The sequence below is a fragment of the Pseudomonas sp. Leaf129 genome (genome assembly GCF_001423465.1).
Classification (GTDB): domain Bacteria; phylum Pseudomonadota; class Gammaproteobacteria; order Pseudomonadales; family Pseudomonadaceae; genus Aquipseudomonas; species Aquipseudomonas coleopterorum.
On the sequence record NZ_LMOC01000009.1, the window covers coordinates 74,460 to 95,517 of the forward strand.

Consider the following 21,058-nt stretch of genomic DNA (forward strand, 5'->3'; position numbering starts at 1 on the left):
TCACTCCTCCTCGTTTACCCGGCAATTCAGGCTGATGTCGGTCGGATTGCCAGGGTCCTGCGCCATGAAGGCGCGGGTCTTGCCCTCGGCATCCGCCAGGTTGTCGGCCTCCACGGGCAGGTCCACCAGCGTGTTGTCCCAGGCGTCGGCCGCCTGATTGTCGATAACGCGACAGTCGTACCAGGCGGCCGATGCCGGCCCGGCCAAGGTCAGAAGCGCCGCGGTAACCAGGCTCGATGCAATGACGTGCTTGCCCATTTCGATGATTCCTTTATCGATGAATGAGCGCGCAGGTTAGCGGCCGCATGGCGTGCAGGAACGGTACATATGCATTGGCTTTACTGGCGCCGATCCTCCCTCGGACAGCGGGCAAAGCGCGCCCGATAGCTGCGGGTGAAATACGACGGTGAATCGAAACCACAGGCGATGCTGACTTCCAGCACACTCATCGGCGTCTGCCGCAGCAGTTGCCGGGCTTTCTCCAGACGCAGTCGCAGGTAGAAATTGCTTGGCGTGTCGTTCAAGTGCAGCCGGAACAAGCGCTCCAACTGGCGTCGCGTGACCTTGGCCAGCTCCGCCAGTTGCAGCGTGCTCAGCGGCGGTTCGGTGTGCTGTTCCATCTCGCCGATCACTTGCACCAGCTTCTTGTTGCCGATGCCGTAGCGCGAGGCGATCTGCATGCGCTGATGATCCTTGCGCGGCCGGATGCGGCCGACCACGAATTGCTCCGACACCTGGATCGCCAGCTCGCTGCCATGGGCCTGGCCGATCAGATCGAGCATCAGATCGATGCAGGCGGTACCACCGGCGCAGGTGATGCGCGCGCTGTCGGTTTCGAACAGTTCCTGGCTGGCGCTCAGCGCCGGATAGGACTCGCGGAAGGCGTCCAGAGCCTCCCAGTGCAGCGCGACCCGGTGGCGCTCGAGCAGGCCCGCTTCGGCCAGGACGAAGCTGCCGGTGTCGATGCCGCCCAGGGTCACCCCTTCGCGATCCAGACGGCGCAGCCAGTCGCGCAATGCCCCATCGAAGGTCGCCAACGGCTCGAAGCCGGCCACCACCAGCAATGTCGCGCCTTTGGCCAGCGACCCGAGCGCGCTGTCGGCATTCACCGACATACCGTTGCTGGCCAGCACCGCGCCGCCATCCAGGCTCAGCACCTGCCAACGGTAAAGCTCGCCACGAAAGCGGTTGGCCACACGCAGCGGCTCGATGGCCGAGATGAAACCCATCGCAGAAAAGCCGGGCAGCAGCAGAAAGTGGAAGTCTTGGGCCATGGCGTGCTCTGTGATTTCTGCGGCGCAATCCTGTGGGCGCGGGGCGGGCGGCGAGCCCTCTACCCGCGAAGAGGGCTTTGTGAAACACCACTAATACCCAGCACGTCGCCACTGTGCAAGCGCCGGTCGCCGCAGTGCGATTTTTCCCGCAGCAGGCTGCGTACCTTATGCAAACGGTGCGTAGACACCGCCCCCATAACAATTCGAACTGCCGCTTGAGGGAGCCATCATGAACAGACTGATCAGCTGCTGCCTGCTGATGCTTACCGGTACCGCACTGTTGACCAGCATCGCCAGCGCTGCGGAACCGGCCAGCTGCAAGAACGTGCGCCTGGGCGTGGTCAACTGGACCGATGTGATCGCCACCAGCGCCATGACCCAAGTGCTGCTTGAAGACCTGGGCTACAACGTCAAACAGACCAGCGCTTCCCAGCAGATCATCTTCGCCGGGATTCGCGACCAGCGCCTGGACATGTTCCTGGGCTACTGGAACCCGCTGATGACCCAGACCATCACGCCCTTCGTGGAGCAGAAGCAGGTGCGCGTGCTCGACCAACCGAGCCTCAAGGACGCCCGCGCCACCCTGGCCGTACCGACCTACCTGGCCGACAAGGGCCTGAAAAGCTTCGCCGACATCGCCAGATTCAAGAAGGAGCTGGGCGGCAAGATCTACGGCATCGAGCCGGGGTCCGGCGCCAATACCCAGATCAAGGACATGATCGCCAGGAACCGCTTCGGCCTGGGCGACTTTCAACTGGTGGAGTCGAGCGAGGCCGGGATGCTGTCGGCGGTGACCCGCGCGGTGAAGCGCAACGAGGCCATCGTGTTCTTCGGCTGGGCGCCGCATCCGATGAACGTCAACCAGGACATGACCTACCTGACCGGCAGCGAAGACGCCCTGGGTCCGAACGAAGGCATGGCCACGGTGTGGACGGTGACCGCGCCGGACTACGCCAGCCGCTGCCCGAACGCGGACAAATTGCTGAGCAACCTGACCTTCACGGCCGCAGACGAGAGCCGAATGATGCAACCGTTGCTGGAGCACAAGGACGCCTTCGACTCCGCCCGGCAATGGCTCAAGGACCACCCGCAAGACCGCCAGCGCTGGCTGCAAGGCGTGACCACCTTCGACGGCAAACCCGCCTCCTGAGCAATCCCTGTAGCAGCGGCGCCTGTAGGAGCGATTTCTACCCGCGAAGGGTTCACCACCGTAGATGGACAAGACCGCGCTGCACCAGCCACACAGCACAGACCCATAAGGATCCCTGCAATGAACCACGACGTCATCATCACCTGCGCCTTGACCGGTGCTGGCGATACCACCGCCAAAAGCCCTCACGTTCCCGTTACGCCGAAGCAGATCGCCGCTGCGGCCGTGGAAGCCGCCAAGGCCGGGGCCACCGTGGTGCACTGCCACGTACGCGACCCACAGACCGGCCGCTTCAGCCGCGACGTGGCGCTGTACCGGGAAGTGATGGAGCGCATCCGCGAAGCCGATATCGACATCATCGTCAACCTCACCGCCGGCATGGGTGGCGACCTGGAAATCGGCCCCGGAGAAACGCCGATGGCCTTCGGTGCTGGCACCGACCTGATCGGTCCCCTGGCGCGCCTGGCCCATGTCGAAGCGCTGCTGCCGGAAATCTGCACCCTGGACTGCGGCACCCTGAATTTCGGCGATGGCAACAGCATCTACGTATCCACTCCCGAACAACTACGTGCAGGCGCCCGGCGCATCACCGAGCTGGGGGTGAAGGCGGAGCTGGAAATCTTCGACACCGGCCACCTGTGGTTCGCCAAGCAGATGATCAAGGAAGGACTGCTGCACGATCCGCTGTTCCAACTGTGCCTGGGCATCCCGTGGGGCGCGCCGGCCGATACCACCACCATGAAGGCCATGGTCGACAACCTGCCGGCGGAGGCGGTGTGGGCCGGCTTCGGTATCGGCCGCATGCAGATGCCCATGGCCGCGCAGGCCGTGCTGCTGGGCGGCAACGTGCGGGTCGGGTTGGAAGACAACATCTGGCTGGAGAAAGGCGTGCTGGCCACCAACGGTCAACTGGTGGAACGGGCCAGCGAGATTCTGACCCGGCTCGGGGCACGGGTGCTGACACCGGCCGAGGGGCGGCAAAAGATGAGCCTCGTTCGGCGGTGATTTTTTTGGTGCTCCCGGAGGGCCTCTTCGCGGGCAGAGACCCGCTCCCACACGGTTCGTGCTCATCTTATGGGAGCGCGAAGAGGCCCTCACCCCACACACTTCTCCAGGAACAACCCATGACCTACATCACCCACATCAACACCTTCGCTGCCCTGGGCAGCGGAGTCATCGGCAGCGGCTGGGTTGCCCGCGCCCTCGCCCATGGCCTGGACGTCGTCGCCTGGGACCCGGCGCCCGGCGCCGAAGCTGCCTTGCGCCAGCGCATCGCCAATGCCTGGCCTGCCTTGGTCAAACAAGGTCTGGCGGCGGGTGCGGCGCAATCGCGGCTGCGCTTCGTGGCCACCGTCGAGGACTGCGTGCGCGACGCCGACTTCATCCAGGAAAGCGCGCCGGAGCGGCTGGAACTGAAGCTGGAACTGCACGCTCGCATCAGCGCCGCCGCCAAGCCCGACGCCTTGATCGGCTCCAGCACCTCGGGCCTGCTGCCCAGCGAATTCTACGAGGGCGCCACACACCCGGAACGCTGCGTGGTCGGGCATCCGTTCAACCCGGTCTACCTGCTGCCGTTGGTGGAAGTGGTCGGCGGCCGACACACCGCACCCGAGGCAGTCCAAGCGGCCATTAGCGTTTACGAAAGCCTGGGTATGCGCCCGCTGCACGTGCGCAAGGAAGTGCCCGGTTTCATCGCCGACCGCCTGCTCGAAGCGCTGTGGCGCGAAGCCTTGCATCTGGTCAACGACGGTGTAGCCACAACGGGCGAGATCGACGACGCCATTCGTTTCGGCGCCGGCTTGCGCTGGTCGTTCATGGGCACCTTTCTGACCTACACCCTGGCGGGCGGCGACGCCGGCATGCGGCACTTCATGAACCAGTTCGGCCCAGCCCTGAAGCTGCCCTGGACCTACCTGCCCGCGCCGGAGCTGACCGACACGCTGATCGACGATGTCGTGGCCGGGACCTCGGCGCAACTGGGGGAACACAGTATCGGCGCCCTGGAGCGTTACCGCGACGATTGCCTGCTGGCAGTGCTGGACGCGGTACGGGTGACCAAGGCCCGCCACGGCATGAGTTTCGCCGAATGATCACTTACCAGACGCCCGTGCTCGCGGAGTGGGTGGACTACAACGGCCATCTGCGCGATGCGTTCTACCTGTTGATCTTCAGCTACGCCACCGACGCATTCATGGCCCGCATCGGGGTCGATCCGCAGCGTGACCAGCACTCGCTGTTCACCTTGGAATGTCATCTCAACTACCTGCATGAGGTCAAGCTGGGGACGGAGGTGCAGGTGCGCACGCGGGTGCTGGCCCATGACCGCAAGCGGGTGCAGGTGTATCACACGCTGCACTTGCAAGGCGCAGACGAGGTACTGGCAGCCAGCGAGCAGATGCTCTTGCATGTGGATCTGCAGGGGCCGAAGTCGGCGGTGTTTGGAGAGGCTTCGCTCGCGGCGCTGGCCGAGGCTTTCGAGGCGCAGCGGCATCAGCCTGCAGCCGAGTATGCCGGGCGACGGATTGCGTTGCCTGGCTGAATACCGTGTTGCGTGGTTCGCGGCCACGGACCGCTCCTACGGAGTTTGGGTTGCACCGTAGGAGCGGTCATCGGCCGCGAAAGCTGCACCACGCACTTCCTGCCGCTCCACCGCCGCGGCAATCAGCGGCGCCATCTCGCGCAGCCCTTCGAGCCCGATCTTGCCCTCCTTGAACAAGCGCAACCACTGCCGCCGCACGCGCATCACGCGCTCGTCATCGCGCAATGGCAGGTGCTTGAGGGTGTACTCGGCCCGCGCCCTCACCGCTTCCGGCACTTTGTCGGTCAGCACCAGTTGTAGCGACGGCAGCAACACCTCGAACCACCCCTCGCGCACCTCGAACGGATCGAGAAAGTCCTCGGCTTTCTTGCTGCCCTTGGCACTGTTCATCCAGGCATCGACATAGCGGTAGTTGCTCCACTCGTAGGCCATGCCGCGGTCCTCATCACAGCTGATGAAATGCTCCACGGTGCCGCTGGGAATGTACATGGCGCCGAAGGCACAGCGGTTGGCAAAGCCCTCGCCCAGTTGCGGACGGAACGGCGACCAGTAGTCCCGCGGCCTGCCAACGTCAGGATTGTCCTGCAACCAGGCGTTGCCGCGCTGGCGGCAGCGCTCGTCGAAGCCGTGGGGCTCGGGCAGTGGATGAACGAGTTCGATCATGCCTGCACCCCTCCTTTGGCAACGACCCAGACCGGCCAGAAGTGATCCCCGGCAGGCAAGGCTCGCAGCAGCTGCGACTCGATAGCTGCTTCACTGTCCAGCCCCTCGGGCAAGCCCGATCGCTCGCCGCGCATCCAGGCCTCGGCGGCGCCGATCGCCGCTTCCGCTTCCACCGAGCGGGCCTGGCGCAGACCGAAGCTCTGGGACACCAGCCAGTTCACCGCATCGCCCTGAGCCGCCCAGGTTTGCTGGTGCAACTGCACCTGGCCTTCCTCCACGCTCAAGGTGAACAGCGCATCGCGCGCCTCGACGAACTGGGTCTCCATGGAGGCCAGCACCAGCGGCGAATGGGTGGCCACGATCATCTGCACCGCCAGGCGCTGGCGAGTCAGCGCGCCGACTACGTCCATCAGCGCAGGGACGATACGGCGCTGCCACTGCGCATGCAGATGGCACTCGACCTCATCCACCAGAAACACCAGCTCATCGCTCGGCCGTACTCCGGCCAGGCGACAGGCGCGGCGGTGCCCTTCCCAGGTCCAGACCAGCATGTAGGCCAGGGCCACCACGCGGCGGATCGCACTGGAAGTTTCAGGCAAGGGCACCCGTCCCTGGGGCCGCTGCAGGGTCGGGTATTCGGTTTCATCGAGCAGGCCGATGTGGCACGGCCGACCGGGCAGCAGCAACTCCTCACGCGACGGCGACAGTGCGCGCAGGACCTGCTTCAAAGCGGCGAACGCCTTGCAGCCGTAAGTACGCTGCCAGCGTACCCAGTCGTTGATCAAGCCGTTGCACAAGCGCCCCTGCCCCGCCATCGACGTACCGTGCCACAGCTGGTTTTCATCGAAGTGATAGGCCGCCAGCTCACCCGCGTTGCGCACCGGATCCCAAGCGCTGAAGGTGCCATTGGCATGGGCATACACCACCAGCGAACGGTTCGGCGTGGCGTCGCCTACCGGTGTCCAGCGGTCTCGCTGCCAGGCCCATTGCCCGGCGCTGCGGTCTGCGCCGGTGAAACGATAATCGATGACCGGCAGCGCCGACGACTCGCGCGCCTTGATCGGCTTGCCTGCGGCCCAGGTGCGGGTCAGCACCCACCATGCCGTATCGAGCACGAAGCTCTTGCCCAGACCGTTGTCGCCGGTGATGAAGTTCAGCCGTGGCGCCAGTCCGATCGGGCCCAGAGCTGCAGAGGGGCCGACGCCTTGAAAGGAGAGAAAGTCGAGCATGTCCATTGCCGTCCATTGAAAGTGAACGGCAAGGGTATTCAGGCCCGCCCCGCCAGGTGCCATACCCGGTTGCTACATGGCTGGCTTACAGCCGCTGCGAATACGGCGAAAAACGACCTGTTCGTGTGCAATCCGGCCATGCTGACCACCGCCTCTTGCTCAGCGCGTGCGCGGCTACCAGAATCCGGACAACGTCACGCCACCCATAAAAAGGATCAGCATCATGATGCATGCGGACTTGATTGATCAGGAGGACCTGCTGGGCCAGCTGCGCGCACTGGGTTTCGAGATGCCCGCAGGCGCCACGGCCGAGCAGGCCTGTGAATGCGCAGTGCGCGGCCTGGACAGCGGCCGGGCCCAGGCCCTGCGCAAGATGGTGGAACAGATGCTGACCGGCAGCGCGACCATCCTGCCGGCGGTCCGCCAGGCGATCGACCGGACCTTGCTGCCGGCATTGGCCCAGCATTCGAAGCGGGCCTGAATTTCAATGCAGCCCCTGCTGAGCCCATTGTGGGAGCGTGGCGGGTAGTCTGACCTATCGCGGTGGACCCTTCGCGGGCAGAGCCCCGCTCCCACAGGGTTTACATCACACAGAGCGTGCATCACACCTGTGGGAGCGGGGCGGGCGGCGAGCCCTCTGCCCGCGAAGGTCGCGCCGCGGTGTCAGATCCTCACACTGGCGAACGTCGATTCGTTGCGCGCCTGGCTCAATGCCGACAACGGTCCGGCCAGGACCATGGCCTGGGGGATCGGCAGCATCGCCACCTGCTGGGTGGTATTGGAGCCGACGCGTTCGTCACGCGGCGGAATGCCGAAATACTCGCGATAGCACTTGGAGAAATGCGGCGTGGACACAAAGCCGCACACCGACGCCACCTCGATGATCGACATGGGCGTCTGCTTGAGCAACTGCCGGGCGCGAATCAGGCGCAACTTGAGGTAGTAGCGCGACGGCGAACAATGCAGGTATTTCTGGAACAGCCGCTCCAGCTGGCGTCGCGACACCGCCACATACACCGCCAACTCGTCCAGGTCGATCGGCTCTTCCAGGTTCGCCTCCATCAACGCGACGATCTCCTGCAGCTTGGGCTGGTTGGTGCCCAGCATGTGCTTGAGCGGCACCCGCTGATGATCCTGTTCGTTGCGGATACGCTCGTAGACGAACATCTCGGAAATCGCCGCCGACAGCTCGCGGCCGTGATCGCGGCTGATCAGGTGCAGCATCATGTCCAGCGGCGCCGTGCCGCCCGAACTGGTGAAGCGATTGCGGTCCAGGGTAAACAGGCGCGTGCTCATGGCCACACGTGGAAAGGCTTCCTGCATCGAGGCCAGGCATTCCCAGTGCACGCTGCACTCGAAACCATCGAGCAGACCGGCGCAGGCCAGCGCCCAACTGCCAGTACAGACCGCACCCAGGCGCTTGGACTGCCGGGCCTGGCTCTGCAGCCAGCTGACGTGATCACGACCCACCGCACGCTGGATACCGACGCCGCCACAGACGATCACCGTGTCCATCGGCGCGGCCTTGTGCATGGCCGAATCCGGAGTGATCTGCAGGCCGTCACTGGCCCACACCTGGCCACCGTCCGCGCTCAGGGTGGTCCATCGATACAGCTCGCGCCCGGACAACTGGTTGGCCATGCGCAGCGGTTCGACTGCCGAGGCCAGGGAGATGAGGGTGAAGTTGTCGAGCAACAGGAAGCCGATGGACTGAGGACTGCGAGTCTGCGGCTGAGCGCCGGTGGTGAAGGATGTCATTGCGGTATCTCCTTACGCGAAGCGGATGGTGGCCTCAGGCAGGCTCTTGTTATTGCCCTCTGTTTAACAGGGGCTTTGCTTTGCTACGCAAACCCCATGCCGACAATTGGTCGGGAACTCCACCGCGCCTGAAAACGACGTCGCGCAGGGCTATGCAGAGCGCTGCGAAAGACCTTCGCGGGCGACCGTCGATTCTCCTCAAAAGCATACCCGCCGTGGGGTCTGAGCAATTCGGTAGCAACCGCTGGGGTCGCGCACCGCCAAGTGTCACCACAAGCACGCTGTTCGCCGCAGCCCACTGCGGAGCGCGGTCGAAGGCACCGGTGATGAGCTGCGCGCGAAAAAGAGGCGTGCAGCTCGCCTCTGCACGTTCGTGTGGCAACTTCATATAAGTGGATGTGCGCAGGTGTCGCGGGTAAGGTCGCTGCTGCAAGCCCATGAGCTGTAAGCGACGTCACCGACACTGGATGCGACTCTGCCCGCACTGGATACGACGCACCCGGTAGGCGGCTGATTTGCGCTGGTACATGATCACTCACGGCCCGATCGCCTGGCACCTTGGCGGCGCACCCGTCGCGGACGGGGCGATCGAGCATTCAAACAAGCGTGGCATGCCCTTGCGCCCCACGCCGAGAAAACCAGGAGCACACCATGAAAGGTCCAACATCGATTCTGCTGGCCACCCTGCTGGGCCTGCCTGTATTGGCTCAAGCAGCGGAACCGGCGCGATGCGCCACTGTGAATTTCTCCGATGTCGGCTGGACCGACATCACCGTCACCACCGCCGTCACCAGTGCGGTGCTGCAGTCACTGGGCTACAAGACCAAGACCACGATGATTTCCGTGCCGGTGACCTACAAGTCCCTGGCCGACGGCAAGAACATGGACGTTTTCCTGGGCAACTGGATGCCGACCATGGAAAACGACATCAAGCCCTACCGCGACGCTGGCACTGTGGAAACAGTGCGGGCCAACCTGGAAAACGCCAAGTACACCCTGGCCGTTCCCCAGGCGCTGTACGACAAGGGCCTGAAGGATTTCGCCGACATCGTCAAATTCAAGAAGGAACTGGACGGCAAGATCTACGGCATCGAACCGGGCAACGACGGCAATCGCTTGATCCAGAGCATGATCGACAAGAACGCCTTCGGCCTCAAGGACGCCGGTTTCAAAGTGGTCGAATCGAGCGAGGCCGGCATGCTGTCCCAGGTCGATCGCGCCCAGCGGCGCAACACCGACGTAGTGTTCCTGGGCTGGGAACCGCACCCGATGAACACCCGCTTCAAGCTGCAGTACCTGACCGGTGGCGATGACTTCTTCGGCCCCAACTTCGGCCAGGCCACCATCTATACCAACACACGCAAGGGCTACACCCAGGAGTGCAGCAACGTTGGCCAGTTGCTGAAGAACCTGCAGTTCAGCCTGGCCATGGAAAGCACGCTGATGGGCAACGTCCTGGACGACAAGCAGAAACCCGACGCCGCTGCACGAGCCTGGCTGAAAAACAACCCACAGGTGCTCGACACCTGGCTCGCGGGCGTCACCACTATCGATGGCAAGCCGGGTCTTGAAGCCGTCAAGGCCAAGCTCGCGCAATAACGCTGGCAGGCGGGCCGGCGGTTGCCGGCCTCACCCGCCGGCCCTTCGTTTCCTCGCATGCGGACACTCACTACCATGCTGACAGACCACAAGATCCCCCTGGGCGAGTACATCGCGGCCTTCGTCGACTGGCTCACCCAACACGGGGCTTCGACGTTCGATGCCATCGCGTCCACGCTCGAAGCGATCATTCATGGTTTTACCGCCGGTCTGACTTGGTTCAACCCCTATGTACTGACCGCCCTGATCGCTGCGCTGGCGCATTTCATCCAGCGCAAATGGGGCCTGACGCTGTTCGTGGCGCTGTCGTTCCTGCTGATCCTCAACCTGGGGTACTGGCAGGAAACCATGGAGACCCTGGCGCAGGTGCTGTTCGCCACCCTGGTCTGCGTGATCATCGGCGTGCCGTTGGGCATCGTCGCCGCGCACAAGCCGATGTTCTACACCATGATGCGGCCGGTCCTCGACCTGATGCAGACGGTACCGACCTTCGTCTACCTGATCCCCACGCTCACCCTGTTCGGGCTGGGCGTGGTACCGGGCCTGATTTCCACGGTGGTGTTCGCCATCGCCGCGCCCATTCGCCTGACCTACCTGGGCATCCGCGACGTGCCGCAGGAACTGATGGACGCCGGCAAGGCCTTCGGCTGCTCGCGCCGCCAGCTGCTGTCGCGCATCGAATTGCCGCACGCCATGCCGAGCATCGCCGCGGGCATCACCCAGTGCATCATGCTGTCGCTGTCGATGGTGGTGATCGCCGCCCTGGTCGGCGCCGATGGCCTGGGCAAGCCGGTGGTCAACGCACTGAACACCGCCGATATCGCGCTGGGCTTCGAAGCCGGTCTGGCCATCGTGTTGCTGGCGATCATGCTCGACCGTATCTGCAAACAACCCGACGTCAAGATAGGGGGTGATGCATGAGCATTATTCGATTCGACAACGTCGATGTGATCTTCGCCAAGGACCCACGCGAGGCGTTGAAGCTGCTCGACCAAGGGCTGACCCGCAACGAGATCCTGAAGAAGACCGGGCAGATCGTTGGCGTGGAAAAGGCCAGCCTGGACATCAACAAGGGCGAGATCTGCGTGCTGATGGGGTTGTCCGGCTCGGGCAAGTCGAGCCTGCTGCGCTGCATCAACGGGCTGAACACGGTGAGCCGCGGCAAGCTGTTCGTCGAGCATGAAGACCGCCAGATCGACATCGCCTCGTGCACGCCGGCAGAACTGAAGATGATGCGCACCAAGCGTATCGCCATGGTGTTCCAGAAGTTCGCCCTGATGCCCTGGCTGACGGTGCGCGAGAACATCAGTTTCGGCCTGGAGATGCAGGGCCGTCCGGAAAAGGAACGGCGCAAGCTGGTCGACGAGAAGCTCGAACTGGTGGGTCTCACCCAGTGGCGCAACAAGAAGCCCGACGAGCTGTCCGGCGGCATGCAGCAGCGCGTGGGCCTGGCCCGGGCGCTGGCGATGGACGCCGACATCCTGCTGATGGATGAACCCTTTTCGGCGCTCGACCCGTTGATCCGCCAGGGTCTGCAGGACGAGTTGCTGGAGCTGCAACGCAAATTGAGCAAGACCATCGTCTTCGTCAGCCATGACCTGGACGAAGCGCTGAAGCTGGGCAGCCGCATTGCCATCATGAAAGACGGGCGGATCGTCCAGTACAGCGTGCCCGAGGAGATCGTCCTCAACCCGGCCGACGATTACGTGCGGACCTTCGTCGCTCACACCAATCCACTCAACGTGCTGTGCGGGCGCAGCCTGATGCGCACCCTGGACAAGTGCACCCGCGTCAACGGTTCGGTGTGCCTGGATCCGGGCGTGGATTCATGGCTGAACCTGGGCGCCGGCAATTCGCTGACCAGCGCACGCCAGGGCGACACCGTGCTCGACGTGCAAGGCTGGGCGCCCGGGCAAGCGATGGAAGGCCTGGGCCGCCGGCCAACACTGGTCAGTGCCGACATCGGCATGCGCGACGCCTTGCAGATCCGCTATCAGACGGGCCACAAACTGGTCCTGCAGGACAGTGACAAACAGGTGGTGGGTATTCTTGGGGATACCGAGCTGTACCATGCCCTGCTGGGCAAGAACCTGGGCTGATCCTCGCTGGCAGGAGCCCTGACGCGGTTGGTCTGATACACCGCGGCGTCTTCTTCGCGGGCAGAGACCCGCTCCCACAAGGTTGATCCAAGCCGTGTGGGAGCGGGTCTCTGCCCGCGAACGCCTCACCGCAATCTCCCTGATACCCCCCCGCTCAAACCTTATTGCCTTCCCCTCCCCGATCCTCTAAAAACCCTGCACACATTCCCCCATCCTTTTTTATTGATTGATCGTTCAATCAAAATAAACTAGACTGGCCTCAGTCGGCTGTCACTCACTGCCCGTACTGCAGGCCCAAGGAGATTCGCGCAATGCCCAAGGTCGGTATGCAACCCATCCGCCGCCAACAGTTGATCGAAGCCACGCTCCAGGCTGTCGACCAGGTCGGCATGAGTGACGCCAGCATTGCTCTGATCGCCCGCCTGGCGGGTGTGTCGAACGGCATCATCAGTCACTACTTTCAGGACAAGAACGGCCTGATCGCAGCGACCATGCGCCATTTGATGAACATGCTGATCGACAACGTCGCCACGCGCCGAAAGGCCTTGACCGACGACAGCGCCAGGGCGCACCTGCAGGTGATCATCGAAGGCAACTTCGACGCCAGCCAGGTCAACGCTCCGGCCATGAAGACCTGGTTGGCCTTCTGGGCCACCAGCATGCATCAGCCGTCCTTGCACAGGTTGCAGCGGATCAACGACCACCGCCTGTATTCCAACCTGTGTTGCCAGTTCCGCCGTGAATTGCCGGTGGAACAGGCACGCAGCGCCGCACGCGGCCTGGCTGCACTGATCGACGGTCTGTGGTTGCGCGGCGCCCTGTCGGGCGATGCTTTCGATACCGCGCAGGCACATCGCATCGCCTGCGAATACATGGACATGCAACTGGCAAAACAGCAGCGCTGAAGCTTCGCGCCTCGCCTGCTGCCACCTTAACTGCACCGCGAGGATCTTATGGCCCGTTTCCCAACGCAAAAACTCTACATCGATGGCGGCTACGTGGACGCCAGCGGCAGCGGCACCTTCGATGCCGTCAACCCGGCCACCGGTGAAGTGCTGGCGCAGGTCCAGCGCGCCACCGCCGAGGACGTCGAGAAAGCCGTCGCCAGCGCCGAAAAGGGCCAGAAGATCTGGGCCGCGATGACCGCCATGGAGCGCTCGCGCGTGCTGCGCAAAGCCGTCGACATCCTGCGTGAGCGCAACGACGAACTGGCCCTGCTGGAAACCCTGGACACCGGCAAGGCCTACTCGGAAACCCGCTACGTCGACATCGTCACCGGTGCCGACGTGCTCGAATACTACGCCGGCCTGGTGCCCGCCATCGAAGGCGAGCAGATCCCGCTGCGCGACACGTCCTTCGTCTACACCCGCCGCGAGCCCCTGGGCGTGACCGCCGGTATCGGTGCCTGGAACTACCCGATCCAGATCGCTCTGTGGAAGTCCGCTCCAGCGCTGGCCGCCGGCAACGCGATGATCTTCAAGCCCAGCGAAGTCACCTCGCTGACCACCCTCAAGCTGGCCGAGATCTACACCGAGGCCGGCCTGCCCGCTGGCGTGTTCAATGTGCTGACCGGTAGCGGCAGCGAAGTCGGCGCCTGGCTCACCGAGCATCCTGGCATCGAGAAAGTCTCGTTCACCGGCGGCGTCAGCACCGGCAAGAAAGTCATGGCCAGCGCCTCGAGCTCTTCGCTCAAGGAAGTGACCATGGAACTGGGCGGCAAGTCGCCGCTGATCATCTTCGACGATGCCGACCTCGACAAGGCCGCCGGCATCGCCATGATGGCCAACTTCTACAGCTCCGGTCAGGTCTGCACCAACGGCACTCGGGTGTTCGTGCCCAATGCCCTCAAGGCGCAACTCGAAGCCAAGATCCTGGAGCGCGTACAGCGCATCCGCATCGGCGATCCTGAAGACGAAAACACCAATTTCGGTCCGCTGGTGAGCTTTGCCCACATGGAAAACGTGCTGGGCCATATCGCCAAGGGCAAGGCCGAAGGCGCGCGGCTGCTGTGCGGCGGCGAGCGGCTGACCGACGGTGAGCTGGGTCGGGGCGCGTTCGTCGCACCCACCGTGTTCACCGATTGCAGCGACGAGATGACCATCGTGCGCGAAGAAATCTTCGGCCCGGTGATGAGCATCCTCGGCTACGACAGCGAAGACGAAGTGATCCGCCGCGCCAATGCCACCGAGATGGGCCTGGCCGCCGGAGTGGTCACCCGTGACCTGAACCGTGCGCACCGCGTGATCCATCAGCTCGAAGCAGGCATCTGCTGGATCAACGCCTGGGGCGAATCCGACGCGAAGATGCCGGTGGGTGGCTACAAACAGTCCGGCGTGGGCCGCGAAAACGGCATCAGCTCGCTGGCGCAATACACCCGGATCAAATCGGTACAGGTGGAACTGGGCGATTACGTTTCGGTGTTCTGAGCCGAGACCCTTGTGGGAGCGGGGCGGGCGGCGAGCTCTCTGCCCGCGAATAGGCCAGACCTGACACCCTGCCCACCTTGCCATTTTTCAAAGAGGGAACCTCCATGTCCCAGGAATTCGACTACATCATCATCGGCGCCGGCTCGGCCGGTAACACCCTGGCCACGCGCCTGACCGAAGATCCAGGCGTCACCGTCCTGCTGCTCGAAGCCGGCGGCCCGGACTATCGCCTGGACTTCCGTACCCAGATGCCCGCCGCCCTCGCCTTCCCCCTGCAGGGCCGCCGCTACAACTGGGCCTACGAGACCGAGCCCGAGCCGCACATGAACAACCGGCGCATGGAGTGCGGCCGCGGCAAGGGCCTGGGTGGCTCTTCGCTGATCAACGGCATGTGCTACATCCGCGGTAACGCCATGGACTACGACGGCTGGGCCAAGCTGCCCGGCCTTGAAGACTGGAGCTACCTGGACTGCCTGCCGTATTTCCGCAAGGCCGAAACCCGTGACATCGGCCCCAACGATTACCACGGTGGCGAAGGTCCGGTGAGCGTCACCACGCCCAAAGCCGGCAACAACCCACTGTTCGCCGCCATGGTCGAAGCCGGCGTGCAGGCAGGCTTTCCGCGCACCGACGACCTCAATGGCTACCAGCAGGAAGGCTTCGGTCCCATGGACCGCACCGTGACGCCCAAGGGCCGCCGCGCCAGCACCGCACGTGGCTATCTGGACCAGGCCAAGCAGCGCGACACCCTGACCATCGTCACCCACGCCCTGACCGACAAGATCGTCTTCGAAGGCAAGCGTGCGGTCGGCGTCAGCTACCTGGTCGGTGACAGCGACGAGCGCATCCAGGCCCGTGCCCGCAAGGAAGTTCTGCTGTGCGGCGGCGCGATCGCCTCGCCACAGATTCTCCAGCGCTCCGGCGTGGGCCCTGCCGAGGTGCTGCAGCCGCTGGGCATCGACGTCGTGCACGACCTGCCAGGCGTCGGCCAGAACCTGCAGGACCACCTGGAAATGTACCTGCAATACAGCTGCACCCAGCCGGTCTCGCTGTACCCGTCGCTGAAGTGGTGGAACCAGCCGCAGATCGGCGCCGAATGGATGTTCCTGGGCACCGGTATCGGCGCCAGCAACCAGTTTGAGGCCGGTGGTTTCATCCGTTCGCGCCCTGAGTTCGAATGGCCGAACATCCAGTACCACTTCCTGCCGGTGGCGATCAATTACAACGGCACCAAGGGTGTTCAGGAGCACGGTTTCCAGGCCCACGTCGGCTCCATGCGCTCGCCGAGCCGCGGCCGGGTCAACGTCAAGTCGAAGAACCCGCGCGACTATCCGAGCATCCTGTTCAACTACATGGCCAGCGAACAGGATTGGCAGGAATTCCGCGACGGCATCCGCCTGACCCGCGAAATCATGCAGCAACCCGCGCTGGACCAGTACCGCGGCCGCGAAATCAGCCCCGGCATCGACGTGCAGACGGACGAGCAGTTGGATCAGTTCATCCGCGAGCATGCCGAAACCGCCTATCACCCGTCGTGCTCGTGCAAGATGGGCACCGATGAGATGGCTGTGGTCGATGGTCAGGGCCGCGTGCATGGCCTGCAAGGCCTGCGTGTGGTCGACGCCTCGATCATGCCGATCATCACCACCGGCAACCTGAATGCGCCGACCATCATGATCGCCGAGAAGATCGCCGACCGTATTCGTGGCCGCAAGCCCGAAGCACGCTCGACCGCGGCCTACTACGTGGCAGGCGATGCGCCGGTGCGTGGCAAGCCGATGCGCGAAGTGGGTGCGCCTCACAGCTGATATGGATTTGCCCCATGGCGGCGGTGGGGCCTAAGCTGTGGGCCTGCTCAACTCGGCTCGGCATGCCGGCCCCTTCGCGGCTGCTAGCCGCTCCTACATAGGATCGCGTTTCCTCCGTAGGAGCGGCTAGCAGCCGCGAAGGGGCCGAAACTGCCCCACCACAGAGGCCTCTGAATGTTCGATTCCACCGCGCTGTTGCAACGACGCTTCGCCGCCCTGCGCACTCACGCCGAATTCTTCTCCCTACGCCATGTGCGCCAATCCAGCCAACACCTGGCGGTGCGCAAGAACATCGCCGAGCCGCCCAGCCTGAGCAGCGACGAAGGCGTGATGATCACCGTGCGCGTCAACGGCGTGGAAGCCTATGCCGCGACGGGCAACCTGTCCCAAACCGGTCTGCAACAGGCCCTCGAGCGTGCCGAGAGCCAGGCCCGCGGCATCTCCGCCCATGCCCTGCTCGACCTGCGCGAGCAGCCCGTGGCCGATGCCCGCTTCGACTACCTCTCGCCTGACCTGCAGCAACCCTTTCCCAACCTCGCCGACTGCTACCAATTGCTCGCCGACGAGTCCGCCCGCGTGCCGGACGATCCGCGGCTGGTCAGCTGGTATGCCGGCCTGGGCATCACCGATGTCGAACAGATCTACCTCAACAACGCCGGTGCGCAGATTCGCCAGGCGCAACGCTTCGTCTTCCCTGGCCTGAGCGTGACGGCCTTCGACGGCAGTGACAGCCAGACCCGCAGCCTGGGCCGCGAGAACTTCGGCCAGCAAGGTGGTGTCGACGTGATCGAGCGCTGCGGCATTGTCGGCGCCGGCCGCCAGGTCGCCGACCAGGCCCTGCAGTTGCTGTTGGCGCCCAATGCCCCGCAAGGTCCGCGTGACCTGCTGCTGACGCCCGACCAGATGATGCTGCAGATCCACGAATCCATCGGCCACCCCCTGGAGCTGGACCGTATTCTGGGCGACGAGCGCAACTACGCAGGCACCAGCTTCGTCAAGGTCGAGGACTTCGGCCACCTGCGCTATGGCTCGCCGTTGCTCAACGTGACCTTCGACCCCGATATCCCGCACGAACTGGCCAGCTACGCACACGACGACGATGGCACCCCAGCCAGCAAGCAGTGGCTGATTCGTGATGGCGTGCTGGTGCGCCCACTGGGCGGCGCGCTGTCGCAATACCGCAGCGGCATGGACGGCGTCGCCAACAGCCGTGCCAGCAGCTGGAACCGGGCCCCGATCGATCGCATGGCCAACCTCAACATCGAACCGGGCGAGCACAGCCAGGCGCAGCTGATCGCCGGCATCGAGCACGGCATCCTGATGTCCACCAACCGTTCCTGGTCGATCGATGACGCGCGCAACAAATTCCAGTTCGGCTGCGAGTGGGGCCAACTGATCGAGAACGGCGAACTCAAGGGCGTGGTCAAGAACCCCAACTATCGGGGTATCTCCGCCAGTTTCTGGAAAAACCTGCGGGCGGTCGGCGACGCCAGCACCCTGCAGGTGCTGGGTACGCCCAACTGCGGCAAGGGCGAACCCAACCAGGTGATCCGTGTGGGGCATGCATCGCCCAGCTGCGTGTTCAGCCAGATCGACGTGTTCGGAGGTGACGCATGAGCCATCATGCCGAGCATTTCCAAGCACTGGTGCAAGGGTTGCGACACACCGTCGCCCCGAGCCAGCGCTTCACCCTGAGCTACAACGCCGAAGCCTCGGATTTCATCCGTTTCAACCATGCCAAGGTGCGCCAGGCGGGACAGGTGGCCCAGGCTACGGTGTCGCTGAAGTTGATCGAAGATGGCCGCCAGGCCGAGTTGCAGCTGACCCTGTCCGAGGATCTGGAGGTGGACCAGCAGCGTCTGGCCCAGGCCGTGCACCAGCTGAGCCAGACCCTGCCGCTGCTGCAACCGGACCCTTACCTGCAACTCAACACTTCGCAATGGCAGACGCGCCATGTCGACGACACGCCCTTGCCCGACGCGGCTGCAGTCGTCGAACAGATCGGCGCGGCGGCCCGTGGTCTGGACCTGGTCGGCATCTATGCCGCGGGCACGATCTGCCGGGGTTTCGCCAGCAGCGACGGGGCCACTGGCTGGCATCAGGCCAACAGCTTCAATTTCGATTTCAGCCTGTTCCATGCCAATGGCGAAGCGGTCAAGGCCAACTACGCCGGCCAGCAGTGGCAGGCACAGGCCTTCGCCGACCGCCTGGCCCAGGCCCGCGTGCAACTGGAGCACCTGAGCCGTCCGCTCAAGGTGCTGCCGCCGGGCGCCTATCGCGCCTACCTGGCACCGGCTGCGCTGGATGAAATCATCGGTATGCTGGGCTGGGGCGGCTTCTCGGCGCAGGCCATCGCCAGCAAGAACAGCCCGTTGCAACGACTGTATGCAGGCGAAGCCCGGTTGAGCGCGCAGGTGAGCTTCGAGGAGCGCGTCAGCGGTTCGTTGACCCCGGCGTTTTCCCAGGAAGGCTATCCGCGCAAGGACCTTTCGCTGGTCAGCCACGGGCTCGCCGCCGAGCGCCTGGTGGACTCGCGCAGCGCGGCCGAATACGGCTTGCAGGGCAACGGCGCGGACAACTCGGAGATGCCGGGCGCGCTGCAGATGGCAGCGGGCGACCTGCCCGTGGCCGACGTGCTGCAACGCCTCGGAACCGGGTTGTACATCAGCAACCTGTGGTACCTGAACTACTCCGACATGCCAGCGGCGCGCATGACCGGGCTGACCCGCTTTGCCACTTTCTGGGTGGAGGACGGTCACATCGTTGCACCGGTCAATACCATGCGTTTCGACGACAGCGTCTACAGTGTCCTGGGTGACCAGCTGGAAGCCTTGACGGCCGAGCGCGAGCTGATTCTTTCGACCAGCACCTACGGCGAGCGCCAGACCCATTCCAGTTTGCTCCCTGGCGCGTTGGTGAAGCGATTGCTGTTGACCCTGTAGGAGCGGTCCGTGGCCGCGAAAAGTGCACCACGCAGTGTCAGCTACACCGCAGTGCATGTTTCGCGGCCGATGACCGCTCCTGCCGGCTGGCCATGAACATTCATCATCAACCTCAAACAACAAGAGGCCCCATGTCCACGCGCCCAACACTGGATCCCGTTACCGCTCGCTGGCTGCCCTGGGTCATCGCCATTGCCTTCTTCATGCAGGCCCTGGACGGCACCATCCTCAACACCGCGCTGCCGGCCATGGCCAGCGACCTGGCGGAAAACCCGTTGCGCATGCAGTCGGTGATCATCGCCTACATGCTGACAGTCGCGCTGCTGATTCCGGCGTCCGGGTGGATTTCCGACCGCTTCGGCACGCGCAAGGTGTTCTTCAGCGCCATCATGCTGTTCAGCATCGGCTCGCTGTTGTGCGCGCTGTCTCAAAGCCTGGCGATGCTGGTGGTGGCCCGAGTGATCCAAGGCCTGGGCGGTGCCTTGATGCTGCCGGTGGGGCGGCTGGTGGTGCTGCGCGCCTACCCGCGTTCGGAGCTGGTGCGCATCCTCAGCTTCATCACCGTGCCAGCGTTGCTCGGCCCCCTGCTCGGGCCGACCCTGGGCGGCTGGATGGTGGAATGGTTGAGCTGGCACTGGATCTTCCTCATCAACCTGCCGGTGGGCGCACTGGGCTGCTGGGCGGTCTGGAACCTGGTGCCCGACCTGCGCGGCGCCGAACGCACGCGCTTCGACGGTATCGGCTTCCTGCTGTTCGGTGCCGCCATGGTGCTCATCACCATCGCCATGGAAGGCCTGGGCGAGCTGCATCTGCCGCACTTGCGGGTGATGCTGCTGCTGTTCGTCGGCATGGCTTGCCTGGCCGCCTACTGGCTGCGTGCGGGCAAGATCGACAACCCGCTGTTCTCGCCGAAACTGTTCCACACGCGCACCTTCGCCATCGGCATTCTGGGCAACCTGTTCGCGCGCCTGGGCAGCGGCGCCCTGCCCTTCATGGTGCCCTTGCTGCTGCAAGTGGCGCTGGGTCACTCGCCTTCGGAAGCCGGCATGAGCATGATTCCGCTGGCGGCGGCGGCCATGGTGGCCAAATCGTTTTCCCGGCCGATCATCGAGCGCTTCGGCTATCGCATCGTGCTCACCGGCAACACCCTGCTGCTGGGCCTGTTGCTGGCCAGCCTCGGCCTGGTCTCGGAAACCACCCCCTACTGGCTGCTGCTGACCCAGCTGGGCCTGCTCGGCGCGGTGAACTCGTTGCAGTTTGCGGCGATGAACACCGTGACCCTGATCGACCTGGACGACGAAAGCGCCAGCAGCGGCAACGGTCTGCTGTCGGTGGTGGCGCAGCTTTCCCTGGGCTTGGGCGTGGCCTGCGCCGGTGCTCTGCTGGGCGGTTTCACCGCGTCCTTGGGCAACGAGGGCGTGGACACGGTGCTGGGTGCTTTCCAGGCGACCTTCCTGACCATCGGCCTGATGGCAATGCTGGCCGCCGGGATCTTCGTGCAGCTGTCCGACAGCGATGGACGGCGCGCACCTCGTCAGGAACCTCCGGTTGAGCACTAAGCAGGTTTAGGG

The 21,058-nt window shown here is 64.2% G+C and carries 19 protein-coding genes; 14 read left to right on the top strand and 5 right to left on the bottom strand.

The features are described from left to right. Both ASF66_RS16685 and ASF66_RS16690 read right to left on the bottom strand, forming a co-directional pair. On the bottom strand, positions 1-258 hold the full coding sequence (locus ASF66_RS16685; RefSeq protein WP_056844657.1) for a hypothetical protein: 258 nt from the start codon (positions 256-258) through the stop codon (positions 1-3). An 80-nt stretch (positions 259-338) separates the two neighbouring features. Further along, positions 339-1,274 (bottom strand): GlxA family transcriptional regulator, encoded by a 936-nt coding sequence (locus tag ASF66_RS16690; protein WP_056844658.1) that lies wholly within the window; start codon positions 1,272-1,274, stop codon positions 339-341. Positions 1,275-1,503: 229 nt separating this feature from the next. Here ASF66_RS16690 and choX point away from each other — a divergent pair, with 229 nt between their 5' ends. The 4 genes from choX (at position 1,504) to ASF66_RS16710 (ending at position 4,963) form a co-directional block, all read left to right on the top strand. Further along, a complete protein-coding gene (gene choX, locus ASF66_RS16695; protein ID WP_056844659.1) occupies positions 1,504-2,424 on the top strand; it encodes a choline ABC transporter substrate-binding protein in 921 nt (306 codons plus the stop codon). Positions 2,425-2,544: 120 nt separating this feature from the next. Next, the gene (locus ASF66_RS16700) at positions 2,545-3,429 is read left to right on the top strand and encodes a 3-keto-5-aminohexanoate cleavage protein (protein ID WP_056844660.1); all 885 of its coding nucleotides are present in this window, start codon (positions 2,545-2,547) and stop codon (positions 3,427-3,429) included. Positions 3,430-3,548: 119 nt separating this feature from the next. Next, complete coding sequence (locus tag ASF66_RS16705) at positions 3,549-4,514, top strand: L-carnitine dehydrogenase (RefSeq protein WP_056844661.1); 966 nt, start codon at positions 3,549-3,551, stop codon at positions 4,512-4,514. Continuing rightward, entirely contained in the window at positions 4,511-4,963 is a 453-nt protein-coding gene (locus tag ASF66_RS16710) for a thioesterase family protein (protein WP_056844662.1), read from the top strand. Before ASF66_RS16705 ends, ASF66_RS16710 begins: the two co-directional genes overlap by 4 nt. Before the next feature lie 36 nt (positions 4,964-4,999). Here ASF66_RS16710 and ASF66_RS16715 read toward each other — a convergent pair whose 3' ends face one another. Next, entirely contained in the window at positions 5,000-5,626 is a 627-nt protein-coding gene (locus ASF66_RS16715; protein ID WP_056844663.1) for a hypothetical protein, read from the bottom strand. Then, on the bottom strand, positions 5,623-6,855 hold the full coding sequence (locus ASF66_RS16720; RefSeq protein WP_056844909.1) for an AAA family ATPase: 1,233 nt from the start codon (positions 6,853-6,855) through the stop codon (positions 5,623-5,625). Before ASF66_RS16720 ends, ASF66_RS16715 begins: the two co-directional genes overlap by 4 nt. 223 nt (positions 6,856-7,078) lie before the next feature. Here ASF66_RS16720 and ASF66_RS16725 point away from each other — a divergent pair, with 223 nt between their 5' ends. Continuing rightward, the gene (locus tag ASF66_RS16725; protein ID WP_056844664.1) at positions 7,079-7,336 is read left to right on the top strand and encodes a hypothetical protein; all 258 of its coding nucleotides are present in this window, start codon (positions 7,079-7,081) and stop codon (positions 7,334-7,336) included. Between the two features lie 182 nt (positions 7,337-7,518). Here the strand turns inward: ASF66_RS16725 and ASF66_RS16730 are convergent, their stop codons facing one another. After that, positions 7,519-8,613 carry a GlxA family transcriptional regulator gene (locus ASF66_RS16730; RefSeq protein ID WP_049861400.1) on the bottom strand — a complete coding sequence of 365 codons (1,095 nt, stop codon included), beginning with the start codon at positions 8,611-8,613 and terminating at the stop codon, positions 7,519-7,521. Between the two features lie 651 nt (positions 8,614-9,264). On the opposite strand from ASF66_RS16730, the gene ASF66_RS16735 reads away from it, so the two are divergent. The 9 genes from ASF66_RS16735 to mdtD all read left to right on the top strand — a co-directional run bounded on the left by ASF66_RS16735 (position 9,265) and on the right by mdtD (position 21,046). Further along, positions 9,265-10,212, top strand: coding sequence for a choline ABC transporter substrate-binding protein (locus ASF66_RS16735; RefSeq protein WP_056844665.1), 948 nt, complete (start codon positions 9,265-9,267; stop codon positions 10,210-10,212). A 75-nt stretch (positions 10,213-10,287) separates the two neighbouring features. Then, a complete protein-coding gene (choW, locus tag ASF66_RS16740; protein WP_043192362.1) occupies positions 10,288-11,133 on the top strand; it encodes a choline ABC transporter permease subunit in 846 nt (281 codons plus the stop codon). Beyond that, positions 11,130-12,311, top strand: coding sequence for a choline ABC transporter ATP-binding protein (gene choV / locus ASF66_RS16745; protein WP_056844666.1), 1,182 nt, complete (start codon positions 11,130-11,132; stop codon positions 12,309-12,311). Before choW ends, choV begins: the two co-directional genes overlap by 4 nt. Before the next feature lie 311 nt (positions 12,312-12,622). After that, positions 12,623-13,216 carry a transcriptional regulator BetI gene (gene betI, locus ASF66_RS16750; protein ID WP_056844667.1) on the top strand — a complete coding sequence of 198 codons (594 nt, stop codon included), beginning with the start codon at positions 12,623-12,625 and terminating at the stop codon, positions 13,214-13,216. 48 nt (positions 13,217-13,264) lie between these two features. After that, positions 13,265-14,737 carry a betaine-aldehyde dehydrogenase gene (gene betB / locus ASF66_RS16755; RefSeq protein WP_056844668.1) on the top strand — a complete coding sequence of 491 codons (1,473 nt, stop codon included), beginning with the start codon at positions 13,265-13,267 and terminating at the stop codon, positions 14,735-14,737. A 104-nt stretch (positions 14,738-14,841) separates the two neighbouring features. Next, on the top strand, positions 14,842-16,545 hold the full coding sequence (gene betA / locus ASF66_RS16760; protein WP_056844669.1) for a choline dehydrogenase: 1,704 nt from the start codon (positions 14,842-14,844) through the stop codon (positions 16,543-16,545). 174 nt (positions 16,546-16,719) lie between these two features. After that, positions 16,720-18,162 (top strand): TldD/PmbA family protein, encoded by a 1,443-nt coding sequence (locus ASF66_RS16765; protein ID WP_056844670.1) that lies wholly within the window; start codon positions 16,720-16,722, stop codon positions 18,160-18,162. Next, complete coding sequence (locus ASF66_RS16770; RefSeq protein WP_056844671.1) at positions 18,159-19,487, top strand: TldD/PmbA family protein; 1,329 nt, start codon at positions 18,159-18,161, stop codon at positions 19,485-19,487. Before ASF66_RS16765 ends, ASF66_RS16770 begins: the two co-directional genes overlap by 4 nt. Positions 19,488-19,579: 92 nt before the next feature. Next, entirely contained in the window at positions 19,580-21,046 is a 1,467-nt protein-coding gene (gene mdtD / locus ASF66_RS16775) for a multidrug transporter subunit MdtD (protein WP_139211034.1), read from the top strand. The last annotated feature ends 12 nt before the right edge of the window (positions 21,047-21,058 follow it).

Bases quoted from the DNA above. Each gene is read 5' to 3' on its own strand.
- ASF66_RS16685 (WP_056844657.1), bottom strand. From the start codon at position 258: ATGGGCAAGCACGTCATTGCATCGAGCCTGGTTACCGCGGCGCTTCTG.
- ASF66_RS16690 (WP_056844658.1), bottom strand. From the start codon at position 1,274: ATGGCCCAAGACTTCCACTTTCTGCTGCTGCCCGGCTTTTCTGCGATG.
- choX (WP_056844659.1), top strand. From the start codon at position 1,504: ATGAACAGACTGATCAGCTGCTGCCTGCTGATGCTTACCGGTACCGCA.
- ASF66_RS16700 (WP_056844660.1), top strand. From the start codon at position 2,545: ATGAACCACGACGTCATCATCACCTGCGCCTTGACCGGTGCTGGCGAT.
- ASF66_RS16705 (WP_056844661.1), top strand. From the start codon at position 3,549: ATGACCTACATCACCCACATCAACACCTTCGCTGCCCTGGGCAGCGGA.
- ASF66_RS16710 (WP_056844662.1), top strand. From the start codon at position 4,511: ATGATCACTTACCAGACGCCCGTGCTCGCGGAGTGGGTGGACTACAAC.
- ASF66_RS16715 (WP_056844663.1), bottom strand. From the start codon at position 5,626: ATGATCGAACTCGTTCATCCACTGCCCGAGCCCCACGGCTTCGACGAG.
- ASF66_RS16720 (WP_056844909.1), bottom strand. From the start codon at position 6,855: ATGCTCGACTTTCTCTCCTTTCAAGGCGTCGGCCCCTCTGCAGCTCTG.
- ASF66_RS16725 (WP_056844664.1), top strand. From the start codon at position 7,079: ATGATGCATGCGGACTTGATTGATCAGGAGGACCTGCTGGGCCAGCTG.
- ASF66_RS16730 (WP_049861400.1), bottom strand. From the start codon at position 8,613: ATGACATCCTTCACCACCGGCGCTCAGCCGCAGACTCGCAGTCCTCAG.
- ASF66_RS16735 (WP_056844665.1), top strand. From the start codon at position 9,265: ATGAAAGGTCCAACATCGATTCTGCTGGCCACCCTGCTGGGCCTGCCT.
- choW (WP_043192362.1), top strand. From the start codon at position 10,288: ATGCTGACAGACCACAAGATCCCCCTGGGCGAGTACATCGCGGCCTTC.
- choV (WP_056844666.1), top strand. From the start codon at position 11,130: ATGAGCATTATTCGATTCGACAACGTCGATGTGATCTTCGCCAAGGAC.
- betI (WP_056844667.1), top strand. From the start codon at position 12,623: ATGCCCAAGGTCGGTATGCAACCCATCCGCCGCCAACAGTTGATCGAA.
- betB (WP_056844668.1), top strand. From the start codon at position 13,265: ATGGCCCGTTTCCCAACGCAAAAACTCTACATCGATGGCGGCTACGTG.
- betA (WP_056844669.1), top strand. From the start codon at position 14,842: ATGTCCCAGGAATTCGACTACATCATCATCGGCGCCGGCTCGGCCGGT.
- ASF66_RS16765 (WP_056844670.1), top strand. From the start codon at position 16,720: ATGTTCGATTCCACCGCGCTGTTGCAACGACGCTTCGCCGCCCTGCGC.
- ASF66_RS16770 (WP_056844671.1), top strand. From the start codon at position 18,159: ATGAGCCATCATGCCGAGCATTTCCAAGCACTGGTGCAAGGGTTGCGA.
- mdtD (WP_139211034.1), top strand. From the start codon at position 19,580: ATGAACATTCATCATCAACCTCAAACAACAAGAGGCCCCATGTCCACG.